The 20,742-nt window shown below is 44.0% G+C and carries 14 protein-coding genes; 4 read left to right on the top strand and 10 right to left on the bottom strand.

Features of this window, described 5'->3' with window-relative positions:
- Positions 1–55 precede the first annotated feature (55 nt).
- Together LNTAR_RS07790 and LNTAR_RS07780 are read left to right on the top strand one after the other, a co-directional pair.
- Positions 56–859 carry a DUF1559 family PulG-like putative transporter gene (locus LNTAR_RS07790; RefSeq protein ID WP_007278125.1) on the top strand — a complete coding sequence of 268 codons (804 nt, stop codon included), beginning with the start codon at positions 56–58 and terminating at the stop codon, positions 857–859.
- A gap of 817 nt (positions 860–1,676) precedes the next feature.
- Complete coding sequence (locus LNTAR_RS07780; protein ID WP_007278123.1) at positions 1,677–2,549, top strand: DUF1559 family PulG-like putative transporter; 873 nt, start codon at positions 1,677–1,679, stop codon at positions 2,547–2,549.
- A 714-nt stretch (positions 2,550–3,263) separates the two neighbouring features.
- On the opposite strand, the gene LNTAR_RS07775 is transcribed toward LNTAR_RS07780, so the two are convergent.
- Genes LNTAR_RS07775 through modA form a run of 8 tightly spaced genes read right to left on the bottom strand, consistent with a single transcriptional unit; the run spans position 3,264 to position 10,482 of the window.
- Positions 3,264–4,013, bottom strand: a complete 750-nt coding sequence (locus tag LNTAR_RS07775) for a HesA/MoeB/ThiF family protein (protein ID WP_007278122.1) — start codon at positions 4,011–4,013, stop codon at positions 3,264–3,266.
- A 1-nt stretch (position 4,014) separates the two neighbouring features.
- Positions 4,015–4,281 carry a MoaD/ThiS family protein gene (locus LNTAR_RS07770; RefSeq protein WP_007278121.1) on the bottom strand — a complete coding sequence of 89 codons (267 nt, stop codon included), beginning with the start codon at positions 4,279–4,281 and terminating at the stop codon, positions 4,015–4,017.
- Between the two features lie 28 nt (positions 4,282–4,309).
- Positions 4,310–4,975 (bottom strand): ABC transporter ATP-binding protein, encoded by a 666-nt coding sequence (locus LNTAR_RS07765; RefSeq protein ID WP_007278120.1) that lies wholly within the window; start codon positions 4,973–4,975, stop codon positions 4,310–4,312.
- A complete protein-coding gene (locus tag LNTAR_RS07760) occupies positions 4,968–6,248 on the bottom strand; it encodes an ABC transporter permease (RefSeq protein ID WP_007278119.1) in 1,281 nt (426 codons plus the stop codon). Before LNTAR_RS07760 ends, LNTAR_RS07765 begins: the two co-directional genes overlap by 8 nt.
- Positions 6,248–7,417, bottom strand: a complete 1,170-nt coding sequence (locus LNTAR_RS07755; protein ID WP_007278118.1) for a hypothetical protein — start codon at positions 7,415–7,417, stop codon at positions 6,248–6,250. The genes LNTAR_RS07760 and LNTAR_RS07755 overlap by 1 nt, the downstream gene beginning before the upstream one ends.
- Positions 7,414–8,067, bottom strand: a complete 654-nt coding sequence (locus tag LNTAR_RS07750; RefSeq protein ID WP_007278117.1) for an ATP-binding cassette domain-containing protein — start codon at positions 8,065–8,067, stop codon at positions 7,414–7,416. The genes LNTAR_RS07755 and LNTAR_RS07750 overlap by 4 nt, the downstream gene beginning before the upstream one ends.
- Positions 8,054–8,986: an ABC transporter permease gene (locus LNTAR_RS07745; protein WP_007278116.1), complete on the bottom strand. Its 933-nt coding sequence runs from the start codon at positions 8,984–8,986 to the stop codon at positions 8,054–8,056. Before LNTAR_RS07745 ends, LNTAR_RS07750 begins: the two co-directional genes overlap by 14 nt.
- Positions 8,983–10,482, bottom strand: a complete 1,500-nt coding sequence (gene modA / locus LNTAR_RS07740; RefSeq protein ID WP_007278115.1) for a molybdate ABC transporter substrate-binding protein — start codon at positions 10,480–10,482, stop codon at positions 8,983–8,985. The genes LNTAR_RS07745 and modA overlap by 4 nt, the downstream gene beginning before the upstream one ends.
- Positions 10,483–10,852: 370 nt before the next feature.
- Here modA and LNTAR_RS07735 point away from each other — a divergent pair, with 370 nt between their 5' ends.
- Positions 10,853–11,977 (top strand): Gfo/Idh/MocA family protein, encoded by a 1,125-nt coding sequence (locus LNTAR_RS07735; protein WP_007278114.1) that lies wholly within the window; start codon positions 10,853–10,855, stop codon positions 11,975–11,977.
- Positions 11,978–12,529: 552 nt separating this feature from the next.
- Here LNTAR_RS07735 and LNTAR_RS07730 read toward each other — a convergent pair.
- Both LNTAR_RS07730 and LNTAR_RS07725 read right to left on the bottom strand, forming a co-directional pair.
- Positions 12,530–15,112 (bottom strand): DUF1588 domain-containing protein, encoded by a 2,583-nt coding sequence (locus LNTAR_RS07730; protein WP_157473382.1) that lies wholly within the window; start codon positions 15,110–15,112, stop codon positions 12,530–12,532.
- 1 nt (position 15,113) lies between these two features.
- A complete protein-coding gene (locus LNTAR_RS07725) occupies positions 15,114–16,451 on the bottom strand; it encodes a DUF1552 domain-containing protein (protein ID WP_007278112.1) in 1,338 nt (445 codons plus the stop codon).
- A 661-nt stretch (positions 16,452–17,112) separates the two neighbouring features.
- On the opposite strand from LNTAR_RS07725, the gene LNTAR_RS07720 reads away from it, so the two are divergent.
- Entirely contained in the window at positions 17,113–20,586 is a 3,474-nt protein-coding gene (locus tag LNTAR_RS07720; protein WP_007278111.1) for an outer membrane protein assembly factor BamB family protein, read from the top strand.
- Positions 20,587–20,742 lie beyond the last annotated feature (156 nt).

The raw sequence follows: 20,742 nt of genomic DNA, 5'->3' as shown, positions 1-20,742 counted from the left end.
TCGTTTACTATTTAAGAGGGCGAGGGAAACAAGCACTAAAAGACCAAGGCTAAGTATGAAAAAATTGAAATTTTCACTCATCGAAATTCTCGTCGTTGTGGCCATCATTGGCATCTTAGCTAGCTTCTTAATGCCGACTCTCAAAAAAGCACGTGACTCGGCTAGAAGAGCATCATGTATGAATAACATGAAACAGATGGCCATTGCACTAGTCAATTACCACAGCGATAATGAAGACTATTACCCCGCTCCCAATGCTGATTTTAATAACACAAAAATATCATGGGATGACCTATTGGGCTTATATGACGGTCGTGACCTCACCCAAGCTCAAATGGAACGACAAAATCTAAATGAGGCTGATAACACCCCATCTCCCATGTATTTATGCCCTTCAAATCGGCAATCTAGACCTGGAGTCAACCTAAGATCTTATTCTATGAATGCGGCGTACGTCAACGATTCTAGCGCAGGTGTCATTGCACCTAATAATTTAGGAAGTTCTATCTCTCTCACTCAAATTAGCAATCCATCCGACACTATTGTTAACTCAGAAGCCCAAAGCTATTCTAATATTCTCGGATTTTATGGGGCTCAAGGCTACTCACATGCACGTTATTATATTGAAAACTATAACCCTGACGGTTTCCCACTCCACAACAATGACATTGGTGGAGTCAGTGGTTTTTATGTCCACGATGATAAATCCTATAAAATGAACTTTTCCTTTGCCGATGGTCATGCGGAGTATCGCAGTGTTCCTAGTACCCTCGGTAGTACAGGAGCCAGTAATTTTTATACCGGAGCTTACACTAATTGGGGCTACCTAATTGACACTCCCTGGAATGCCCTTAAATAAGCGCCGAATTGACCTCTCAATAGTTATTAAAACAAGTCGCTATTCACTAAACATGTCCGTGTATTTCTAGGAAATACACGGATTTTTTGGGGAAATAGTTTTTATCCGCCCGTATGGCAATACCTCGCGGGTGTGAGCCCAGCATAGAGTGTCGAACCCAAGCTTGGGCCCTAGTTTAATTCCGAACCCGTTTTCATGCCCCTCACGGGGCATGCTACATTTTAGCGAACTCACATGTGAGCCCTAACAATATAGATCTTTCGTTTTTTTATTTTTCACACAACCACGTCAGACTGAGAAAAACACGATTACCCACAATAAAGGGCATGATGCACCCATACGAGGGAGCCGCTGTCCCCCTCGAGCTCCCCCAGCAAGGAAATGCCTTTCCTTGACCAGTCGATTAGGGACCTTGCCCCGCTTTATGGGTAATCGTGTAGAAAAAAGCAGCTTTGATGATTTTAGCTCCCGCCTCCCAGGAAAAGCATGAAGAACATACCAAGTATGGGTTCCAAAGAAACAAGCCTTAAGTAAAAAGCCCATGACAATTTCACTCCTAGGCTCAGCAAGAGCCCTAGCCCATAAGTCCACTCATTAACGATAAATAGTCATAATTAGAATAAAGATGTTTTGTTATAATATTTCATTTAAATTACTTATAATAATATACTTATGAATAAATATTAAAATATTAGGGTCGTCATTGGATAATTAAATGTCGTGATTGGATAAATAAGATCCCTTGTGAACTTATGCAACTTGTAGTTTAGTATTGAATAGGAATTGGGAACCATACACTCAAAGACAAAGGCTAATTATGAAAAAAAATAGATTCTCCCTTATTGAATTACTCGTCGTACTCGCCATAATCGGTATTCTTCTCAGTCTCTTATTCCCCATGCTAAAAAGATCTCGTGAGGCCGCCAGACGCACAGCCTGCGCAAGTAATCAAAAACAAATAGGCATCGCTTTTACCATGTATCAGGGAGACAATGATAATCGCTACCCAATCTACGATGACGGCGAGGGCAATAAGGCCTCCGATGGCCGTCTAGATCCCTTTGTCAGTTGGGATGATCAGCTCGGTGTTTATGATGGCAGAAACTTAACTGAAGAGCAGCAATTGAGAGATAATCTCCGCCAGACTGATGCTGATTATAAAGATGAAGACCTTTACGTCTGCCCATCTAATGTCCAAAAACGCTCTCCTGCAGTGCTAAAATCTTACACCATCAACAATAATTACTATAACCAACCCAGCAACCCAAGCAGAAATACACAGGGAGTAGCTGGATGGGTTAACATAGGTGGTAGTGGTGCATCTCGGTACTTTGAAGCTTGGTCGACAAAAATCACAAAAGTCAACAATCCCAGCGCAGCCATGGTTTTACTCGAAATGCATGATTTTAACAGCATTCTTGGTCGTGGGGCAGGCCAACGAGGCGGTATAATCAGTAAAAACTTTTCTCCGGGCGCCCCTTTCATAGCTCATAATAGCCAAGTCGGGGGAGTCAAGGAATTCTATGTTCATGACAGTAAATCCTATAAAATGAATTTCCTCATGGCAGACGGCAGCGTCCATGTCATGCCTTATGCGGATACATTTGGTGAGTATCGCAATGATTTTTATACTGGCACACATATTGGCACTGCCGACCTTCAAGGTACTTATTGGGATCTCTTGCAATAAAATCCTCAAAAAGCAGGACTGTAAACCTAGTTCGTCAGAGTGTGCTGTATGCACTACATAGCTCAGCAAGGCTCGTCAGAGGCTGTGTGAAAAACACTCTTTTAGGTGCAGAGTACCGATAGACAATAGCGTGTGGTGCAGCCGCACAAATGGGGAAATAGTTTTTATCCGCCCGTATGGCAATACCTCACGGATGTGAGTCCGGCATAGAGTGTCGAACCCAAGTTTGGGCCCTGGCTTAATTCCGAACCCATTTTCATGCCCCTCACGGAGCATGCTACATTTTAGCGGACTCACACGTGAGCCCTAACAATATAGATATTTCGTTTTTTTATTTTTCACACAGCCTCGTCAGAGCTATTAATCTGGCGATGAACTAGATTTACTTTTGAGTGCTGAAAGCACGGTATAAATTAGCCGAGCTCGTGAGAGCTAGGTATATGTGAAACAAAAAAATTACGAGTTCTGAAGGAACGGCATAGTGCTCTAATCCATGCTTACAGCATTCATAATATGACTATGTACATTATTATTCCAAGGCTTACGCCATTGGGCTAAATTGAGTCATGCTTTCAGCATTATATTAAACTGGTAAAAAATCAAGGCCAGTATTTTCTCAATCTATATACTCGCCGAATTAATAGGAGAAAGTAGATAACAACACTAGGGAAGTTCTGAAGGAAGAACATAAAGCTCCTCCTAAAAACTTTAAGTTTAACTCGAATGCCCTGAACAGGCGGGGCAATCATCGCGCTTAATGAGCGGACTTTTCATAAAAGTCATATCGCGTAAATCAAAACTCAATAATTTATTCTCCAGAGTATCGCCCAAGTTACTGAGAACTTTTACAGCTTCCATGGCGGCCATGCAGCCCACTGTCCCCGAAACTGCTCCAAAAACGGGAAAGCGACGCTTCCATGCGGCTGGTTTCTCGGGGTAGATACAAGTTAAGCAAGCCGTCTTGCCCGGTATAATGGTGGTGATCTGCGCCTGCATTTCAAACATCGCACATTCGACGAGGGGAATATTATTTCTGATCGCTTCGCGATTCATCAGGTAACGTTCTTCAAAGAGTGGTGCACAATCAATAATCAGATCCGCTTCTTTCATTAATTCCTGGGCATTTTCTTCGTTGACATTCGAATTAACTGCCTCAATCTCTAAACGAGGATTGAGCTCTTTTAAGCGACGTTCCACTGATTCAATGCGGGGCTTGCCCAACCAATCATGAGTCATCAGTAACTGACGATTTAAATCCGAATGCTTGACATTGCCACCATGGGCTAAAATCATCTTGCCAATACCTGCGGCCGCCAGTTCATAAGCGACCACCGAACCTAAACCGCCACAACGCGAGATGAAAACAGTGGAGTTTTTGAGTTTAACTTGACCTTCTTCCCCAAAACCAGGAACAGTTGTTTGCCAAGCATAGGTATCTTTTTCTTCTTGATTGAGTGGCTTCATCTTAACCTCCTGCAATGGGTGACATTAAAGTAATCGCATCGCTCTCTTGCAATTCCGTCGGGTTCTCCCAGAGGTGTTGATTATCATTGACAAAAACGAGAATCGAGGGATTGGGCTGACCGTCCACAAGTAACATTTCGCTAATCTCTGTTTTCTGTTCAGCTAAATGAAAAACGAGTTCTTTTACAGTTTTCGCGCCAGAAACTTCGACGTATTCTTCCCCAGCAATATGCTTTAATTGCCCCCAGAGTTTTACTTTATGTGCCATTGAACGTACTCCTATAAAAATTAAAAACTTAAGCGCTCCACTGTCCTGCAGACATGCTGAGCTTTTTGGCCGCATAAGCCACCGCGCGATCGTCGTGAGTCACCATAATCACAATGCCACCCTCTTCGGTAAAATCTTTAAGGGCTTTGAGCACTGTTTCGGCATTCTCGCTATCCAAATTCCCCGTGGGTTCATCGGCTAAAATAATTTTAGCTCCAGAATAAATGGCTCGAGACAGAGCGACGCGCTGTTGCTCACCCACACTCAATTCAGAGGGAAGATGCTGGGCTCGCTCCGCCAAACCAAATTTTTTGAGAATTTCTTCGGCTTTTTGTTCAGAGCCAGATCCTAATGCGAGATCCGCAATGCGAACGTTATCAATCACATTGAGGTAGGGAATTAAGTGAAATTCTTGATAGACGTAGGCCACATTCTTAGCGCGAAACTCCGCCTTTTGTGAGCTACTGAGTTGGCTAAGGTCCTGACCATTGATCACCACCTGACCCGAATCGACTTCTAAAAGTCCGCCTGCACTCAACATCAAAGTTGATTTGCCACAACCACTCGGTCCTAGGACAGCAATAAAATCGCCACTCTCAGCTTTTAAGTCGAGCTTATCTAAAGCTTGAACGGGAGTCTGGTTTTTACGTTGATAGGCTTTTGAGGCCTGCTTAATTTCAATTGAATTAGTCATGACGAAGTACCTCCGCTGGGTCAGTTTGCGCCGCCCAAAGGGCTGGCAACCAAGTAGCTAACATTGCCAAGACTGGCATAGCCACAATAATCAAAATTACTTTTGAGCTCTGCACTAAGGCACAGGCTGAATGAGAATTGAAGTAAGACTCTTTTCCGAAATTGAGGCAGAGGTAAAGCAGCCCCACACCAATGAGTGCTCCCACCAAGGCGCTCAAACAAGCCTTCACTAAGTAGGCAAATAAAATTTTGCTTGTCTTCACCCCGAGACTCAATAATAAGCCCAGTTCGTAAATGCGTTCCCTCACATTAAGGAAAGCCAAGAGCGCAATCGTCGCCATACAGAGAATCGCCACAAAAGGAACCATAATCGCCACCATATTCTCGCGCTTCAATCTGAGTTCATGCTGTTGTTTTTTGATTGATTCAATCTCCAGCAGCGCCGTCTCATGCGTTTTATTTCGAGCTTCAGCTCGAGCCAAGGCTTTACTATCGTGTTCAATAATTTGCGTACCCGGCAAAATTGCTAGAAGTTCTTTGCGGATTTCGCCAATGCGATCCACAGTGGCACAATTGCATTCCAGCGCCAAGATCGAATTGATTCGTTTTTCCATTCCCAAGAGTTGCTGACAAACCCCTAAATTGATCCAGGCGGTGATATCATCTTTTGAGCCGCGTTGGCGATGAATTTTTGAAACCGTGAATTCACGCCCCATAAAAGTCGCTTTATCACCCACTTTGAGTCCGAGACTCTTGTGGAGCTCATAACCCAAAACCATATCATTTTCGGCGACGGGATTCACGAGAGGTTTTTTGGGTTTGCCGTGCGACTTGGGGACTTGTCCACGAATCCCAATTAAAACAATTTTTCTCTTATGCTCAGGCCATTCAAGGCTCCTGGTCAGAGTTGGCAAGAGGTGATTGACCGTAACGATATTGGAGTTCGCTAACTTATAGACATATTCTTCCGGCATGGTTTTACTCGCGTAACCCTGAGAGTAAACTTCGCTCAAATCTTGCCCTTCGGGGAAAATATAAATATTGAAGCCCAAGCCCTTCATCGATTTGCGAATATCGTCTTCAAGCTTTTTCATATGCTTCTCTGTTTCTTCAACTTTTTCTTGAATCAGGGCCTCAGATTGTAAATTGGCACTGGTGAGAAAAGCATCACTCAAGAGCCAAGCGGCTGCGGCCACCGCAACAGCGAGAATTGAGAGGCCAAAATTGATTTTTCGATGGCCAATTTCTTTGCGAATAAGTTTAAAAAGGGTCATTATTTCTTCCTTATGATTAAGCTACCACCAATAACTAAAGCGAATAGCAGTAAAACTGTAATGAAAGCGCTCGTTTTAATCGTCGAATTATCTGCTACGACTTCTTCTTGAGTAACTTTTTCTTGTGGTTCATCTAATTTTGATTGTTCCGCTTTTTCTTTAATATCTTCCACATCAATCAGGCCAATGAGTGGTGGCAATTCTTTATCAACCACAACTTCACTCCCGGCAATAAAGCTTCCCCAGTTGAGATTAGTTAAAAAGTCGATCCCTGGATTCTGGCTTTTCACCTGACAGGAACAGGCTCCACAAAGGTAATGAGAAAGCTGCTTGAGGTGCTTCACGATAATTTCATCCCCCACCATGGGACCGAGTAAACGGCCTCGACCAAAGAAGGCAAAAAGCTTGGGTTCAGGCTCTTTGGATTCATCTTTAAAGGTTCGTGATAGAATGGTACGAAAAATATTATTAGCCTCATTATTGGGCATGCGCACCATGTGAAAGTCGATTTTGAGAGGAATCCCTGATTTCAAAACATTGGAGGGATCAATTGCCGCCGCTTCGTAAGGAGTGAGTTTCCCACCAGTCACGCTACCATCCGTTTGAACCACACCCTCAGGCATTTCCAACTCATTTCTAAGCAGCTCCATCGCCTCATTAACTTCCTTAATTGCGCGCTCATCTTTTGCTTTATTTCCGCTTTCCATCACTAAGAAAGTGGCTGAGTAGCCCTGTAAAACGCCTTTCATTAACTCAGCTGTAGCTTTTGAATTCAACAACTCATCTACATTGGCTTTATTAAAATCTCCATTCCAAACAGCTTTAAAAACTCGTGTACTCGTGGGATAGAGCAAAACCATCTCGGGCATATCTCCCACTTCAATTTCCTTCAGATCTTTGTAAGCCGAATAAAAATCACTGGATTGCTTCTCATCGTTTAAATCAACTTTATAAGTAACAATATTTGCATGCCCACCATGACCGATACTCTGAGCATAAACTTCGTCAGCCAACTTGGAATCCGCTTCTTTTAAATCCCCACGATGGAGAATAAAGACTTTATAGAGGTCGCGTTCCCAACGCTCAAGTGCATAGCGAAAAACGGGAACATCACAAGCCGAAGTAATGCCCTGAAAAAAAACGAGTAAACATAATAATTGAATTCTCATGAAAAAGTCTCCTGATCTTGGATAATGCGACCATCGCAAAGCTCGAAAAAATGATCGCCAAGCAAAGCAGCTTCAGATTTTCTATGGGTAATATGTAGTGAAGTGACTTGGTTCTCCTGAGTCACTTCTTTAATTAGATTGATCACATCTTCGTGCGTATCGTCATCCAGTGTGCTAAGCGGCTCATCTAAGCAGAGCACCTGAGGTCTAACCGCAAGAGCTCGGCCCATGGCCGTGCGCTGACGTTCACCGCCGCTCAAACCTGCCGGCTTGCGCTCGAGTAAGTGATTAATTTTTAATTGTTCTGCGAGTTCACGCACGCGTTTATCAATGTCAACTTTATTCCATTTTTGAATGCGCATACCAAAAGCAATGTGCTCATAAACTGACATATGATCGAAAAGCGCAATATCTTGTGGCAAAAAGCCAATGTTTCTTTCGGCTGGGCGCTTCTTGGTTATATCGACCCCATTGATTAAGATTTGTCCTGCCGAGACTTTGCGAAGTCCGCAAAGTGCTTCGAGAATAGTCGTCTTACCCGAGCCCGTTTTGCCCATCAAGATGCCGTAGCTTCCCGTGGGGATCTCGATATTGATATGAGAGATCTTAAATTTACCTGCTTGTATGGTGCAATCCTTAATTGATATCATAAAGACCTCCTTTGCGACCATCTATCAGACGCACGAGGAACAAGACTGCCAAGGCAATCACCACCATAATCATTGATACGGCGACCGCACCCTCTAAGTTACCAATGCTGATTTCCAAAAATACTGATGTGGATAAAACCTCTGTACGACCGCGAGTCGTACCTGCAAAAATAAGGATGGGGCCAAACTCACCGAGTGCACGTGCCCAAGCGAGGGCGGCTGCGGTCAAAATCCCGCGCCAAGCACCCGGAACGGCAATGAGCCAAAAAGCTTGTGAACGATTGCAGCCCAAAGTCATGGCGACTTGCTCTTGGCGAGGACTCATTTGATCGAAAGTATTACGCATGGTGCGCACCGCAAAAGCACAGGAAACACTAAATTGAGCGAGAATAATTGCGGGGACCTTGTAAGTCACCCCCACGGAAAAATCAGGCGCTTTACCACTGAAGAATGAATAGATCCCCGAGAAAATAATCACGCACCACTCTTCGATACTGGTTCCAAACACGGAAAATTTATGAAACAATATCAAGAGACTCAAGCCAATCACTAAGGGGGGAAGAATAATCGGAATGTCGAGCAATGCATCCAAAGCTGCTTTACCTGGAAAACGAAAGCGCGCCAGCAAGTAGCCCGTCGGCACTGCCACAATGACACTGAGGATGGTGGCGATGAAGCAACTGAGCATGGTGATTTTTAGCGAGTACTGAATATTGGGATTTTCGAGAGTTTTTGCGATGTCCGCAAAACTCGTGTAATTAGCATCGGCAACGAGCATTCCCAAAATGAGCAAGAGGTAGAGCGAAAAAATAAAAGCGAGGCCAATGATAAAAGGTTTATCCGAAGGCACTTTGCGCATCTTCGCTCGGACACCTTCACCATTCTTGACGACTTGCTCGACTGGCTTGGTTTCGCTCACTCAGCTGCCTGCCAATGAAAACCAATATCAGTGAAGCGCTCTTGATGGCTCGTGAGTTGGATCATCAAACGCTTAAGAAGCTCTTTGTGATCATTATTCTTTGAAATCGCATAAGGCTGAACGGCCTTGGCTTCTTTAAGTGGAATCTCAATCATATCACATTCGCGCACCGCACTCGGGCTGGCCATAAAATTACTCTTATAAATAATAACTGCATCCACAGAATGTATACTGATCTGATTGATTAAGAAATCTCCCGTGGGAGAATCTACCGCAACATTTTTCTTGATTTTATCATAAAGGTTCACCGACTTAAGCATCTCCATTGTCAGGTAACCCAAAGCCGACTTATCGGGATGCCCCAAACCCACTTTCACACCGGGCTTGAGCATATCATTTAATGAATTTATACCTTTGGGATTTCCTTTCTCCACAGCAATCACTATATCATTGCTAGTCACATCAGTCGAAGGATCAAACCTATCTTGAACTTGTTCCATGAATTTAGTATCACAAGCAAAATAAGCGTCGGGATGTGCTCCTGCTTCCATCTGTGAAACCAAGATCCCACAGCCATTAAAAGTGGTTTTTACGATCACTCCTTCACGTAGTTCAAATTCGCGGATGCTCTCTTCCACTGCAGGACGTAACATCCCACCACCAAAGAAATTGAGCTCGGGTCGATTGGCCCATTTATCGCCTTCAACAATTTTAAAACCCATGGCTTCAAAATGTTTCAGCCCTCTATCGCGCGCCGTCAGGAAACGGGCGAAGTGCAAGGCCTGCGCAGCATTTTCGCTTGATTTCAAAATGCCAATCGTAGTGTTTTTGGGTTTCGCATCAAACTCGGCAAGTGCGACGAAATCCAACTCTGGGTATTGTGCGGCCACCGCATCCCAAACGATCCCCACGTCAATGGAGCTTAATTTGAGGTTATTGGTCAATTCATTAACTGTGCCCGTAAAGACACCGTCATTTTTCACGCGCTCTTCAATAGCTTGCCAATACTTATGTTGGCTGAGAACTTTTTTGGTGAACTTCCCCACTGATGCCGCATCGGGATTAGCGAGACCAATCTTTAAATCTTTTTTATCCAGCAAATCCTGCAGTGAGCTGATCCCATGGGGATTGCCTTTAGCAACCGCTAAACCCGCACGCAATTGGTTCACGGGAATCGCTTCCGCGAGCAAACCTTTTTCTCGAGCTAAAGTAATGTAACTATAATCCGCTGCTAAATAGAGGTCGCCTTTTTGCGCCACCGCCAAGTTATTGAGCAGCGTCCCTGAACCACCATAGATAATATTGATTTTGACGCCAAATTCACGTTCGTAATCCTTCACCACTGCGGCGGCTGGAAGTTTCATTCCAGCGGCACAATAAAAATCAAGACTCTTTGTGGCTTCACCTGTTTCGGAGGGGTCATTCTTAAACAAAAATCCCGTAGCAATTAATAATAGGGCAACAAGACTAAGAAAAATGTATTTCGCTTTATTCATTTACCTTCACAACTTCTTTTTAATAGATATACAAACTGAATCGAACTCAACTGTACACTCTAACAAGCATATTCATAAAAAATTGATTATTCTTAGGAGAATTCTTTAAGAAATTAATGCAAGTTACCTTTATTTTTCACCTTTAGAGGTCTTTCTTTCAAAAGAAAAGCCCATGACTTACTAAAGAGCAATCTAGCTCTCTTTAAGCAAGTACTTTTTATTTCCCTCATCCTTCCTCCACTAGAACGACTTGTTTTGTCCATGATATTTTAAAATGTCGTTATTCTCCTAAAAAAAATATTTTAACAGCAATAATCAACATCGTGATAAACCTATAATTGATTCACTTAAATAAAATTGGAGAAAAATTATGAAGACTCGTATTGCTATTGTAGGCCTAGGTTTTGGCGCAGAATTCATCCCTATTTATCAAAAGCACCCCGATGCTGACTTAGTTGCTATTTGTCAACGAAACGAAAAGTCACTTAATGAAGTTGGCGATCAATTTGGGATTGAAAAACGTTTTACTTCGTATGAAGAATTACTCAAAGATCCTGATATTGATGCCGTTCATATAAATACCCCCATTCCCAATCACGGTGCGCAATCGATCCAAGCCCTCAAAGCGGGTAAACATGTGGCCTGTACAGTGCCTATGGCGACTTCACTAGAGGAGTGCCAAGAGATCGTTCGCCTATGCGAAGAGAAAAACTTAAAGTATATGATGATGGAAACGGTGGTTTACGCTCGTGAATTCCTTTACATGAAGGATCTCTACGAAAAAGGTGAACTCGGTAAAGTCCAATTCCTCAAAGCGAGCCATCAACAAGATATGGATGGTTGGCCAAACTACTGGCCAGGCTTACCTCCGATGCATTACGCAACTCACTGTGTCGGTCCTGTTCTTGGTCTCACACGTTCTGAAGCTGAAGAAGTTTCTTGTTTTGGCTCGGGAACTATACGGGAAGAACTCATTAGCGAATACAATTCGCCCTTCGCAGTGGAGTCTTGTCACATCAAATTTAAAGATTCAGATTTAACCGGTCACGTCTATCGTTCACTCTTTGATACCGCTCGCCAATATAGGGAGAGCTTCGAGGTTTATGGTTCGGAAAAATCCGTTGAATGGCCTTTAGTTGAAAATGAAGAACTCGTTGTTCATACGGCGAAGAAACCAGAGCCAGAGATTCCATCTAAAGTAGAATGTCCAGATTTTGCTCATCTACTCCCTAAGGAAATCCAAAGCTTCACCACCCATGGTGTTTATAATAATGATGGCGAAGAGCACTTATCTTTTACCCAAGGTGCTGGGCACGGCGGCTCCCACCCCCACTTAGTCCATCAATTTGTGGACATGCTCAAAACCGGTGAAGATTCTTACCCCAATGCACGCCAATCGGCCAATATCACTTGCGTGGGAATTCTCGCTCATGAATCCGCACTCCAAGGTGGCATCACTCTAAAGCTACCAGAATTCACATTGAGAAAATCCTGAACCTATCCCTGGGGTTCCTTTCAGTCACCCCAGGCTAATGACATTCTCCCCTCTTCGAGGGAATTATAAAAAATAGGGTGATCTGACAACTGTCTTTTTCCGTGCCTATGGCTCCTAAGGTGCCTAATTATATTAGCCTCGGGTAAAACCCGAGGTTTGAATTAAAACACAAAAGGGTCGCCGAAGGTGGCCAATCATTCGCCCTCATCTAGGACGCTATTATTTCGAAACATTTTCCTGGGGTTCCTTCCAGTCACCCCAGGCTAATAATATGCTCCCCTCTTCGAGGGAATTATAAACATTTATTTCTTCCCCCCTGCGAGCTTTGCGGCTCTGTGTGAGATCCCATCATTTAAAAAAATCTTAGATCTATAATAATCTGAGATTCTCTGTGTAATCAGTGGATTAAATTTTACTTCGATATGGTGAATCGTAGATTTTCTTTCCCTTACTGCAGGCCGAAGGCCGATCTGCAGTGAGCTTGCGAACGATCTGCAAGTGCAGCGATCTGATAACTTCACTTATAGTGTGACTATTAGAAATAGAATAAATCTATTGCATGACAATTTCTTGGCCTTCACCCCTTCTGTAAAGAAAAGCATCTGAAGTCATGAGAGAAATGAGCAAGGCTTTCATGCTTCCGCCATTTTCCTTATAGGCTTTGTGCGCATCTCGCAAAATCGGTCCGTCGTGAAGGGTTTCGTTGCGTCCCATCCAGAAACGGAAGGCGTGGCGGACGAAGACTTGTTCCACACGTTCGCTATTGGCCAGTTTATTGATGAGTTCAAAAGGTCCTGAAACGGGGCCGTCAAGCGCAGGATCGCCGGAGTCAATAATTCCTCCGTTTGTATTGACTGGCTTTTCTTTCTCATAGTTGCGGAAAAGTCCCATGTGATTATAGCCTTCAAAGACTAAACCAAGGGGATCCATCTTCTCGTGACAGCTCCAGCAGTACTCCTCACGAGTGACGCGCATGCGTTCACGCAGGGTATTGTGAGGCTCATCAGGAAGTTGTGCATCAACAGTGATCGGCACATCCGGAATGCCGCCACCGAGCAGGCGTTCACGAATCCAGATACCTCGATGAATCGCATGATTATCCATGGCGTCGGAATGAGAAACTAACCAAGCTGGTTGTGTTAAAATCCCAAAACGTTGAGCTTTTGGGGCTTGGGTGAGAATTCTTCTTGAGTCATTAAAACCGTTGGCAAAAGAGCGGCGCCCTACGCGAGCGTAGATGTTTTCACCCTTCATTTCTGGGACTAAGCTATTGGGTACTGGCGGATTGTTATATTGCTTTTCAACTTTCTTTTTTTGTTGACTTAATTTTTTAACTTTTTTTGCGGCCTCAGACTTTTTCGTTTTGTCTGTCGCATTTGCAATCTTTTCATTGGTCTCAGTAATTTGTTTATCGAGTTTGCTAATTGTCGTATTAAATTTAGCTTTTTCCTTTTCGGATTTACCTGCTTTCTTTCTAGCTATCTCGTAAGCTTCTTTTTCCTTTTTTGAGAGGTATTCAGCATAGAAGCCATTCTCTGTTGAATGAGCAACAATTTTATCCGTAGTGAGCAACTGTTTCAGAACATCCTTATCTTCTTCTAGAATGAGTTCAACTAGGCGATCGGTACTCGTTAAAGTATAAAACATGGTCTTACTTGGATTTTTACCCATGTACCCCGCATCTCGTAAAGCTTTTTCATCCTTGCAGATAAAACCTGCTAAATCATAATCGAAGTATTCTCTGAAGAATTGTAAAAGGCGAGGTTTGCGAAAGCTATCATCTTCGAGCATGCGTGTTATTTCGCGCTTAACACCTTCACGGCTACGCATCTTGCCATTCATGATAGCTTTTCTTAAACTTGGGTCAGGTTTTAAATAACTGAGGGCATGATTTAGAGCTAGGCCCAATTCCCAGTCTTGCAGCATAACTCGGTTGTATTTATCGGGGACAGAGGATTTCGCAAGTTCCGTACGGAATAAGGCATCACGATCAAGAAAGAGTGAACTCAAGCCTGCCAGTAAACCGTCTTTTTGCCCCAACTGATCAATAGTCGATTTAATAAGGGTGTAGTATTTGTCTACTTCTAATTGAGAAGGAGGTCGAAAAGTCAGCATCTCAAAAAGATAAATAATTGCATTGTGGATTTCCGCTTCAGATACTTTTTTATTAGGATCCTTGAGTAAGTCATGAACAGCGGTAAGTGGACGTAACACTTTGGTGTTGTAGGTAAGTGCCATAGGTAAGCCACGAAAGTCACCATCAAGTCTTTCTTTTTGATAAGTCGTGGGGTCATCTGTAATCTGCTCAGGGAATTTGATGAGGCTTCCAGGTCCATAAGCCATGTACTTTAAGATATCATGCGCCTTGCTGAGTATTTGCACTGATTCTGCACTATTCACGCTTAATCTACCCGCATAATTAGAAAAGCCGTGTTTGCGCATCGACGATAAAACAACTGGGATACTTTTTACAGCCGTTGCGTAAGCCACTGTCCCTCCCTGCCAGCTGTTGATTCGGTCCGCACCAAAGTAGAGTTTGAGCTCACCACCATGATTCAAGGGAACTGAATCACCAAATGTTCTTTGTCCAGGTTTTTGTGGATCAAAATTTGGCTCAGAATTAATCAGAATACTCAAGCGCGTAATGTGTTCCTGGGGAGTGATACGCCAAATCCGTTTAGGGGAAGCAGCAGGCTCAAGTTTCAGCATTCCTGCTTTCGGAGAAAACAACAAGTCATGATTGACAAAATTCCCTTTCTTGGGATCTCTTTGGACGTGAAAACCGCCCTTGTCTTTGAGAGTTTTACTCACTTCCTGAACGACCCATTCAGAGAATTCGAGCCTTTCAATTTCTGTGAGCTTATTTTTTTTCTTGGGTGGCATTTCACCAAGAGCCACCTGCGCCCATATGGATTTCCAGAGGGCAACATTTGTTTCGTTCACCGCTTCTAGATCTAAAAGATTTAAATTGCCATCGGGCTTGTCATCATCATGACAGTTTGTGCAGTTGTTATCAATGAAATCTATACCGAAGGAATCAAAGTCTTTGTCTATATACTTCCCGGGAGCAAAGCTCTCTTTTGCCATCATATTTAGACACAGGAATACTAGACTGCTAAAGAATAATTTTGACATCTTAAGCCATCACTTCTTTTAATGGACCCGTTGATGAATCGTATTTCTTGGCCATTTTTTCGGACATATTGAAACGTTCAATATCGCGACCAGCAGCGTTTAGGATACTTGTGTAAAGAGCATTAATGGGGCGTTTTCCATCAAGCTGAGTGAACTGACCCATTTTGAAAGCACCATTACAGTCACCAATCAAAATAAAAGGCCAAGTTGCGCCATTGGTGTGCTGTTTGTCTGCGTTGTTACTCGTATAGACGATGAGTGTATTGTCCATCATTGTCCCACTACCTTCGGGAACACTTTCCAACTCTTCAATTAACTTAACAAGCATACGGGAGTTGTATTGGCGAATTTTGATCCAAATGGGGTTTTCATGTTGCGGCATGTGACCAAGATTGTGGCCTTGCTTTTCTACTCCCAAGCCCTTCCAGGAACCAAAAATCTCACCACGGCCAGAACCAATAGTTAATGTATTAGTAATTCCAGATTTTAATGCAGATATACCAAGGTCCAGAAGTACATCGTGCCAATCTGTTTCAAACTCGGGATTGCTGTAACGCTGATCCAGCTTTGGAGCGTATTTAGCAAGATCACCAGATGCCCCGTCCAAACGTTTTCTGAGCGCGTTCATTTGCTCAAAACCACCTGTAAATTGGCTATAAAGTTCTTGGTCATGAAGAGGGAGCCCAGTGCTTTTATCTACAGCAAACTGTTCGATTTTTCTAAGCATATGAGATTGCGCTTCATGCTGAGTTCTAACTTCACCTGTACTTAAACCACCATAGAGAAGTTTATAGAGTTGCATAGGGTCAGAATACATGAAAATGGGCTGACCCGCACCACTGGCGGACAGGGTCGCGAGAGTCGGCTTAGCTTTCATGTTGTCCAAAGAATCCATACCAATACAGAGGTGGGGCAAGAGAGTTTGAGGAAGCGTTTTACTTAATTCATAATCAACTGTAGAAGCACTTGGCGGTACGCCATCACTTCCGCGGTAGCCGCCTAAAGCCCCAAAGAAGGCGCTGTGCGCAGGGGAAGCATGTCTGCCGTGAAGACCATTAATAATATGAATTTTTTCACGGTAGGGCTGCAGGGCTTGAATGGGTTCTGGCAAAGTCGCATTAGCCAAAGAGCCACTATTTTGCATACCTACTGGAATACAGGTTTTAGGTTCAAAACCTTGATTTTGGAGAAAGAACACAACGCGTTTAGGGCCACCAGAAAAACTAGGATTCAACTTGCTTGGCGTAGCAAATTGTGAATATAAGTTTGAATTAAGGGCGACAGACCCAAAACCTCCCAAGAGAGTCTTTAGTGCCAGCCGGCGGTTCATATTATTCATGGGAGCTCCGAGTTTAAATTCACAATGCCTTTACACTCTTTATACGAAACGATTGAAAAAACATTACTCACAAATCAATAAAAAATACAATTTTATACTTTTAAGTCTTTTATAAAGGTTACGGCAAGCAATAAAGCATACAACCTTGTATTTATCGATAACTGCCCTCTACGAAACTACAGACCTGGACTGCATACCAGCTTGTAATTCAAGCTTCAGTAGCATCCTTTTCCACACGATAATGTGAACCCCATGCCCTTGCAAAACCCCTGCTCACTTCCAAAACCTCCAATTATTCGCCCTCCTCGAGGAAGCTGTTTTACGAAACTTTTTCCTGGGGTTCCTTACAGTCACTCTAGGCTAATGACATCATCCCTCTTCGAGAGAGACACCATTTCAATTTCCGCATGGAATGCGGAGCTCCCAGCATAACACGGCTTTAAACTGCAGCGAATGAAATGAGCGATCTGCAGTGAGCTTGCGAACGGTCTGCAAGCGCAGCGAACTGACAACTTACTTTCCCCTGCAAGCGTAACGATCTGACGACTTTTCCCAAAAACTGTTAGAACTTCAAAACTTTGCCGATTCATCCTCTAAATTCAATATTTATTTTGAGAAGCCGTTTTAAACATTTTTATTAGATCATCAATTAGGAGCCCCCATGAACTTACGCAAATACTTACCTTTACTCATGCTCAGTCAATTGACTTGGGCAGGTCAACTTCCTGAAATCCCAGAAGATAGTGGGGGTCTGTTACTTTATGTAGGTAAAGCTCCACAAGATGAAGTCAAACAACTCGCATCCATTGTCAGTAGTCCACGACTCATTGGCCAAATTTTGATTAAAGATGGCGCCGATTTAAAGCCGAGTCGCGAGCAAGTTGCGGAGCAGAAAACTAAGGGTCAGCTCTCTGTACAGACTTATAATGGTAGCGATATCCCCGTCATCAGTAGCGTTGCCAATATTATCCTTTGTGCGGAAAGCGCAAAAATTGATCAAGATGAAATTATGCGCGCCCTCACGCCCCGTGGCATTGCCTATATCCAAAAAGGCGAGCAATGGCAGAAAATCGTCAAACCGGTACCTAGTGATATCGACGACTGGACCCACGCCCTCTACAATCCCGCTAATACCGTGGTCAGTAAAGATACAAAAGTTGGACCTCCTCGTCGCCTGCAATGGATGACGGGTCCGGGTTGGTCGCGTTCCCACGAACACATGGTGAGTTTCAATGCCATGGTCTCGGAAGGCGGTATTGTTTATTACATCGTCGACATGGGTTCCCGTTCTGCTGTCGCCCTGCCCGCTCGCTGGACACTCATTGCCCGCGATGGCTTTAATGGTAAAGAACTCTGGCGCAAAGAACTTCCCTCTTGGATGAATCACATGTGGCCGCTCAAATCTGGGCCGACACAAATTCAAAGAAAATTAGTGGCCGTTGATGGCAAAGTTTATGTAACCTTGGGTGCCCTCGCTCCCGTTTCACAGCTCGATGGCCGTACGGGCAAAGTCCTCAAGACTTATGAAGGCACCGAAAATGTCGATGAAATCATTTTAGATAACGATCAACTCATTGTTCACATGAGTGATCATGTTAAACGTCGTGAAGGCTACACCCACGATATGAGCCACGTTTGGGCTGCTGCGGGTAATGCTCGTCAACGCTTTGCCTGGACCAACGAAGAACGCACTATAGTCTCTATCAATCCTGAAACGGGAAAAACTAGCTGGGTTTACAAAGCTCCCTGTATTGCCATGACAATGAATATGGATAAAGATAAGATTTATTTCTTTGATGGAGCCAATGCCCAAGCCATTAGTCGCAAGGATGGCAAGCTAATTTGGAAATCTGACAAATTGGTTCTCGAGGATCTTATTAAAGCGGGTGAACTTGGCGCGGGTTATGCTCCGACCATGCTGAACTACATGGACATGGTGATTATTCAAATTCGCGAGAGTCGCAAACCAGCTGTGGTCTTTGGCATTGATTCCAAAACCGGTAAAACAATGTGGACTCAAAAACCTCAGCATTCAGGACACCATAGCCCAGAGGACCTCATCCCCATCCGTGGATTACTTTGGACTGGTGGCACTTATGCAGTTGGTAAAGGTGGCGGAACTTATCAGGGCATTAACCCCAAAACAGGTAAAATCGAAAAAGAATTTCCCCTCGATGTCGACCCGGATTACTGGTTTCACCAACGCTGTTATCGCGCTAAGGCGACAGAAAAATATATTATGCCGGCGGCTACGGGAACCGAGTATATTGACACAGAAAAAGGTACTTGGAACCTCAATCACTGGGTTCGTGGTGGTTGCCTCTATGGCGTGATGCCCGCTAATGGCGTGACTTATGTACCACCAAATCCCTGTGCCTGTTATTCCGAAAGTCAGTTGCGTACCCTAGGTGCCTTTGCTCCAGCTGAAGAAGGAGTTGATTACGCTGCTATTGTTAAAGAAAACCGTTTCTTCAAAGGTCCAGCGTATGATCAAATCGAGGAACTGCAAGCGAGCAATGAAGATTGGCCCATGTACCGCAAAAGCGTAGAAAGGACTGCGGCTACAAAGAGTACAATTCCTAGTACAATTCAAGAAAAATGGCGCGTCGCTTTTGAGGGTGCTATTTCAGCTCCCGTTTCCGCTCATGGCTTAGCACTCGTTTCTTTACTCGACGCTCAACAAGTTGTTGCCATCGATCAAAAAATCGGCAAGGTTAAATGGCGCTATAACACAGGTGCTAAAGTCAACTCCGCCCCCACAATTTATCGCGGTCGCGTACTCTTTGGCGCCAGCGATGGCTGGGTCACTTGCCTCCGTCTTAGTGATGGCGAACTCGCTTGGCGTTATCGCGCCTCACCGCAAAACAAGCAACTCATTGCCGACGAACAAGTCGAGTCAGTCTGGCCACTCGTAGGCTCAGTGCTCATCCACCAAGACCGACTCTATGCCGTTGCAGGACGTAGCCTCTTTGTTGATGGTGGTCTCTTGATGAACGTGCTCAACCCCATGACTGGCGAAGTCATTAACGAAGTTCGCTTCAATGACATCGATCCGATCACTGGTGAATCTATGCAACTTCGTTCACAGGGTTCCAAACTCCCCACTTCTCGTCCCGATGTTCTCTCAGTCAAGAATGGTAAAATATTCATGGGTTCACAAAAAATTGACCTCGATGGCAATCGCATGTGGCCAGAAACTAATAATGCTAAACCCGGTGAAAAAGGTCTTACTTATAACCAAAGTGATCAGGGTGGCGATGACGTTCACCTCTTCTCACTCTCGGGCTTCCTCGATGATAGTTGGTTTCATAGGACTTACTGGATTTATGGCAATGGCCCCGGTGGCGGCTGGGGTGGCTGGATGAAGCCTATGCAATTAGCACCCTCTGGGCGTATCCTAGCTATGGATGATGATACTGTTTATGGCTTTGGCCGCAAACCCGTTTTTATTCGTCAATCCTCGGTTACCGAATACCAAATTTTTGCCACGAAAAAAGGCCAATTTTCCAAAGAAAAAGAGAGGGCATTCAGAGGTGAAAAACCCGCTTTAATAATGAGCCCAGAGCAGGCATCTACTTTGGAAAAATTCAAACAAACTGCCATTGAAGCCCGCAGAAAATATGGTGACAAAAAAGCCCCTGAAGTGAAGAAAGCCTCAAAAGCCTACTCTGATTATCGTACAAAAATGAATCAGCTCCCAGCCAATAAGAAAAGCACCGAAAATTACCGAGCTAACAACCCCAATATTGCCGATTGGAAAGCGAGCTTAAAGTTTGATGATTCAAGATCGGTTCTCTACAAATATGACTGGCGTGAAATTGAGCCAGAAATCATGGTACGTGCCATCGCAATCGCCAACGACAAACTCATTGTAGCTGGTCCTGCAGACATCCTTGATGAAGCTTCGCTCTACGGTCAGTTCACTGCTGAAAAGAACCAAGCTAAACTTGAAGAACAAGAAGCTGCTTTCAATGGTGAACGCGGTGGTCACCTTTGGGTCATGGACAAAAAATCCGGCAGTCATGTGACTAAGCTCGAACTCAACTCAGTACCAGTTTTCGATGGCATGGCAGTAAGTCACGGCAATATCCTGCTCTCGCAAAAAAATGGCGAACTCGTCTTCTTCGGTGAATGAGTGATTGTTAATTCTCTTTTTACCGCCGATTAAAGCGTGTTTTTTTGATCGGCGCCCTAACTATGCTCTTGGAGTACCGGAGGTACGGCATAACACAGCCTAGTACGAAGTGCTAGGAAGAAAAGTACTAAAAGAGTATCGGAGTGCAAAAGGTAC

It is taken from the genome of Lentisphaera araneosa HTCC2155, from assembly GCF_000170755.1.
GTDB lineage: Bacteria > Verrucomicrobiota > Lentisphaeria > Lentisphaerales > Lentisphaeraceae > Lentisphaera > Lentisphaera araneosa.
The sequence above is the reverse complement of the archived record's forward strand: the minus strand, read 5'-3'. Positions and strand labels throughout refer to the sequence as shown.

What these genes read in the sequence shown, in the direction of transcription:
- LNTAR_RS07765 (WP_007278120.1), bottom strand. Translation starts at nt 4,975, where the DNA reads ATGACTAATTCAATTGAAATTAAGCAGGCCTCAAAAGCCTATCAACGT.
- LNTAR_RS07775 (WP_007278122.1), bottom strand. Translation starts at nt 4,013, where the DNA reads ATGAAGCCACTCAATCAAGAAGAAAAAGATACCTATGCTTGGCAAACA.
- LNTAR_RS07720 (WP_007278111.1), top strand. Translation starts at nt 17,113, where the DNA reads ATGAACTTACGCAAATACTTACCTTTACTCATGCTCAGTCAATTGACT.
- LNTAR_RS07780 (WP_007278123.1), top strand. Translation starts at nt 1,677, where the DNA reads ATGAAAAAAAATAGATTCTCCCTTATTGAATTACTCGTCGTACTCGCC.
- LNTAR_RS07750 (WP_007278117.1), bottom strand. Translation starts at nt 8,067, where the DNA reads ATGATATCAATTAAGGATTGCACCATACAAGCAGGTAAATTTAAGATC.
- LNTAR_RS07725 (WP_007278112.1), bottom strand. Translation starts at nt 16,451, where the DNA reads ATGAATAATATGAACCGCCGGCTGGCACTAAAGACTCTCTTGGGAGGT.
- LNTAR_RS07730 (WP_157473382.1), bottom strand. Translation starts at nt 15,112, where the DNA reads ATGTCAAAATTATTCTTTAGCAGTCTAGTATTCCTGTGTCTAAATATG.
- LNTAR_RS07735 (WP_007278114.1), top strand. Translation starts at nt 10,853, where the DNA reads ATGAAGACTCGTATTGCTATTGTAGGCCTAGGTTTTGGCGCAGAATTC.
- LNTAR_RS07770 (WP_007278121.1), bottom strand. Translation starts at nt 4,281, where the DNA reads ATGGCACATAAAGTAAAACTCTGGGGGCAATTAAAGCATATTGCTGGG.
- LNTAR_RS07755 (WP_007278118.1), bottom strand. Translation starts at nt 7,417, where the DNA reads ATGAGAATTCAATTATTATGTTTACTCGTTTTTTTTCAGGGCATTACT.
- LNTAR_RS07760 (WP_007278119.1), bottom strand. Translation starts at nt 6,248, where the DNA reads ATGACCCTTTTTAAACTTATTCGCAAAGAAATTGGCCATCGAAAAATC.
- LNTAR_RS07790 (WP_007278125.1), top strand. Translation starts at nt 56, where the DNA reads ATGAAAAAATTGAAATTTTCACTCATCGAAATTCTCGTCGTTGTGGCC.
- modA (WP_007278115.1), bottom strand. Translation starts at nt 10,482, where the DNA reads ATGAATAAAGCGAAATACATTTTTCTTAGTCTTGTTGCCCTATTATTA.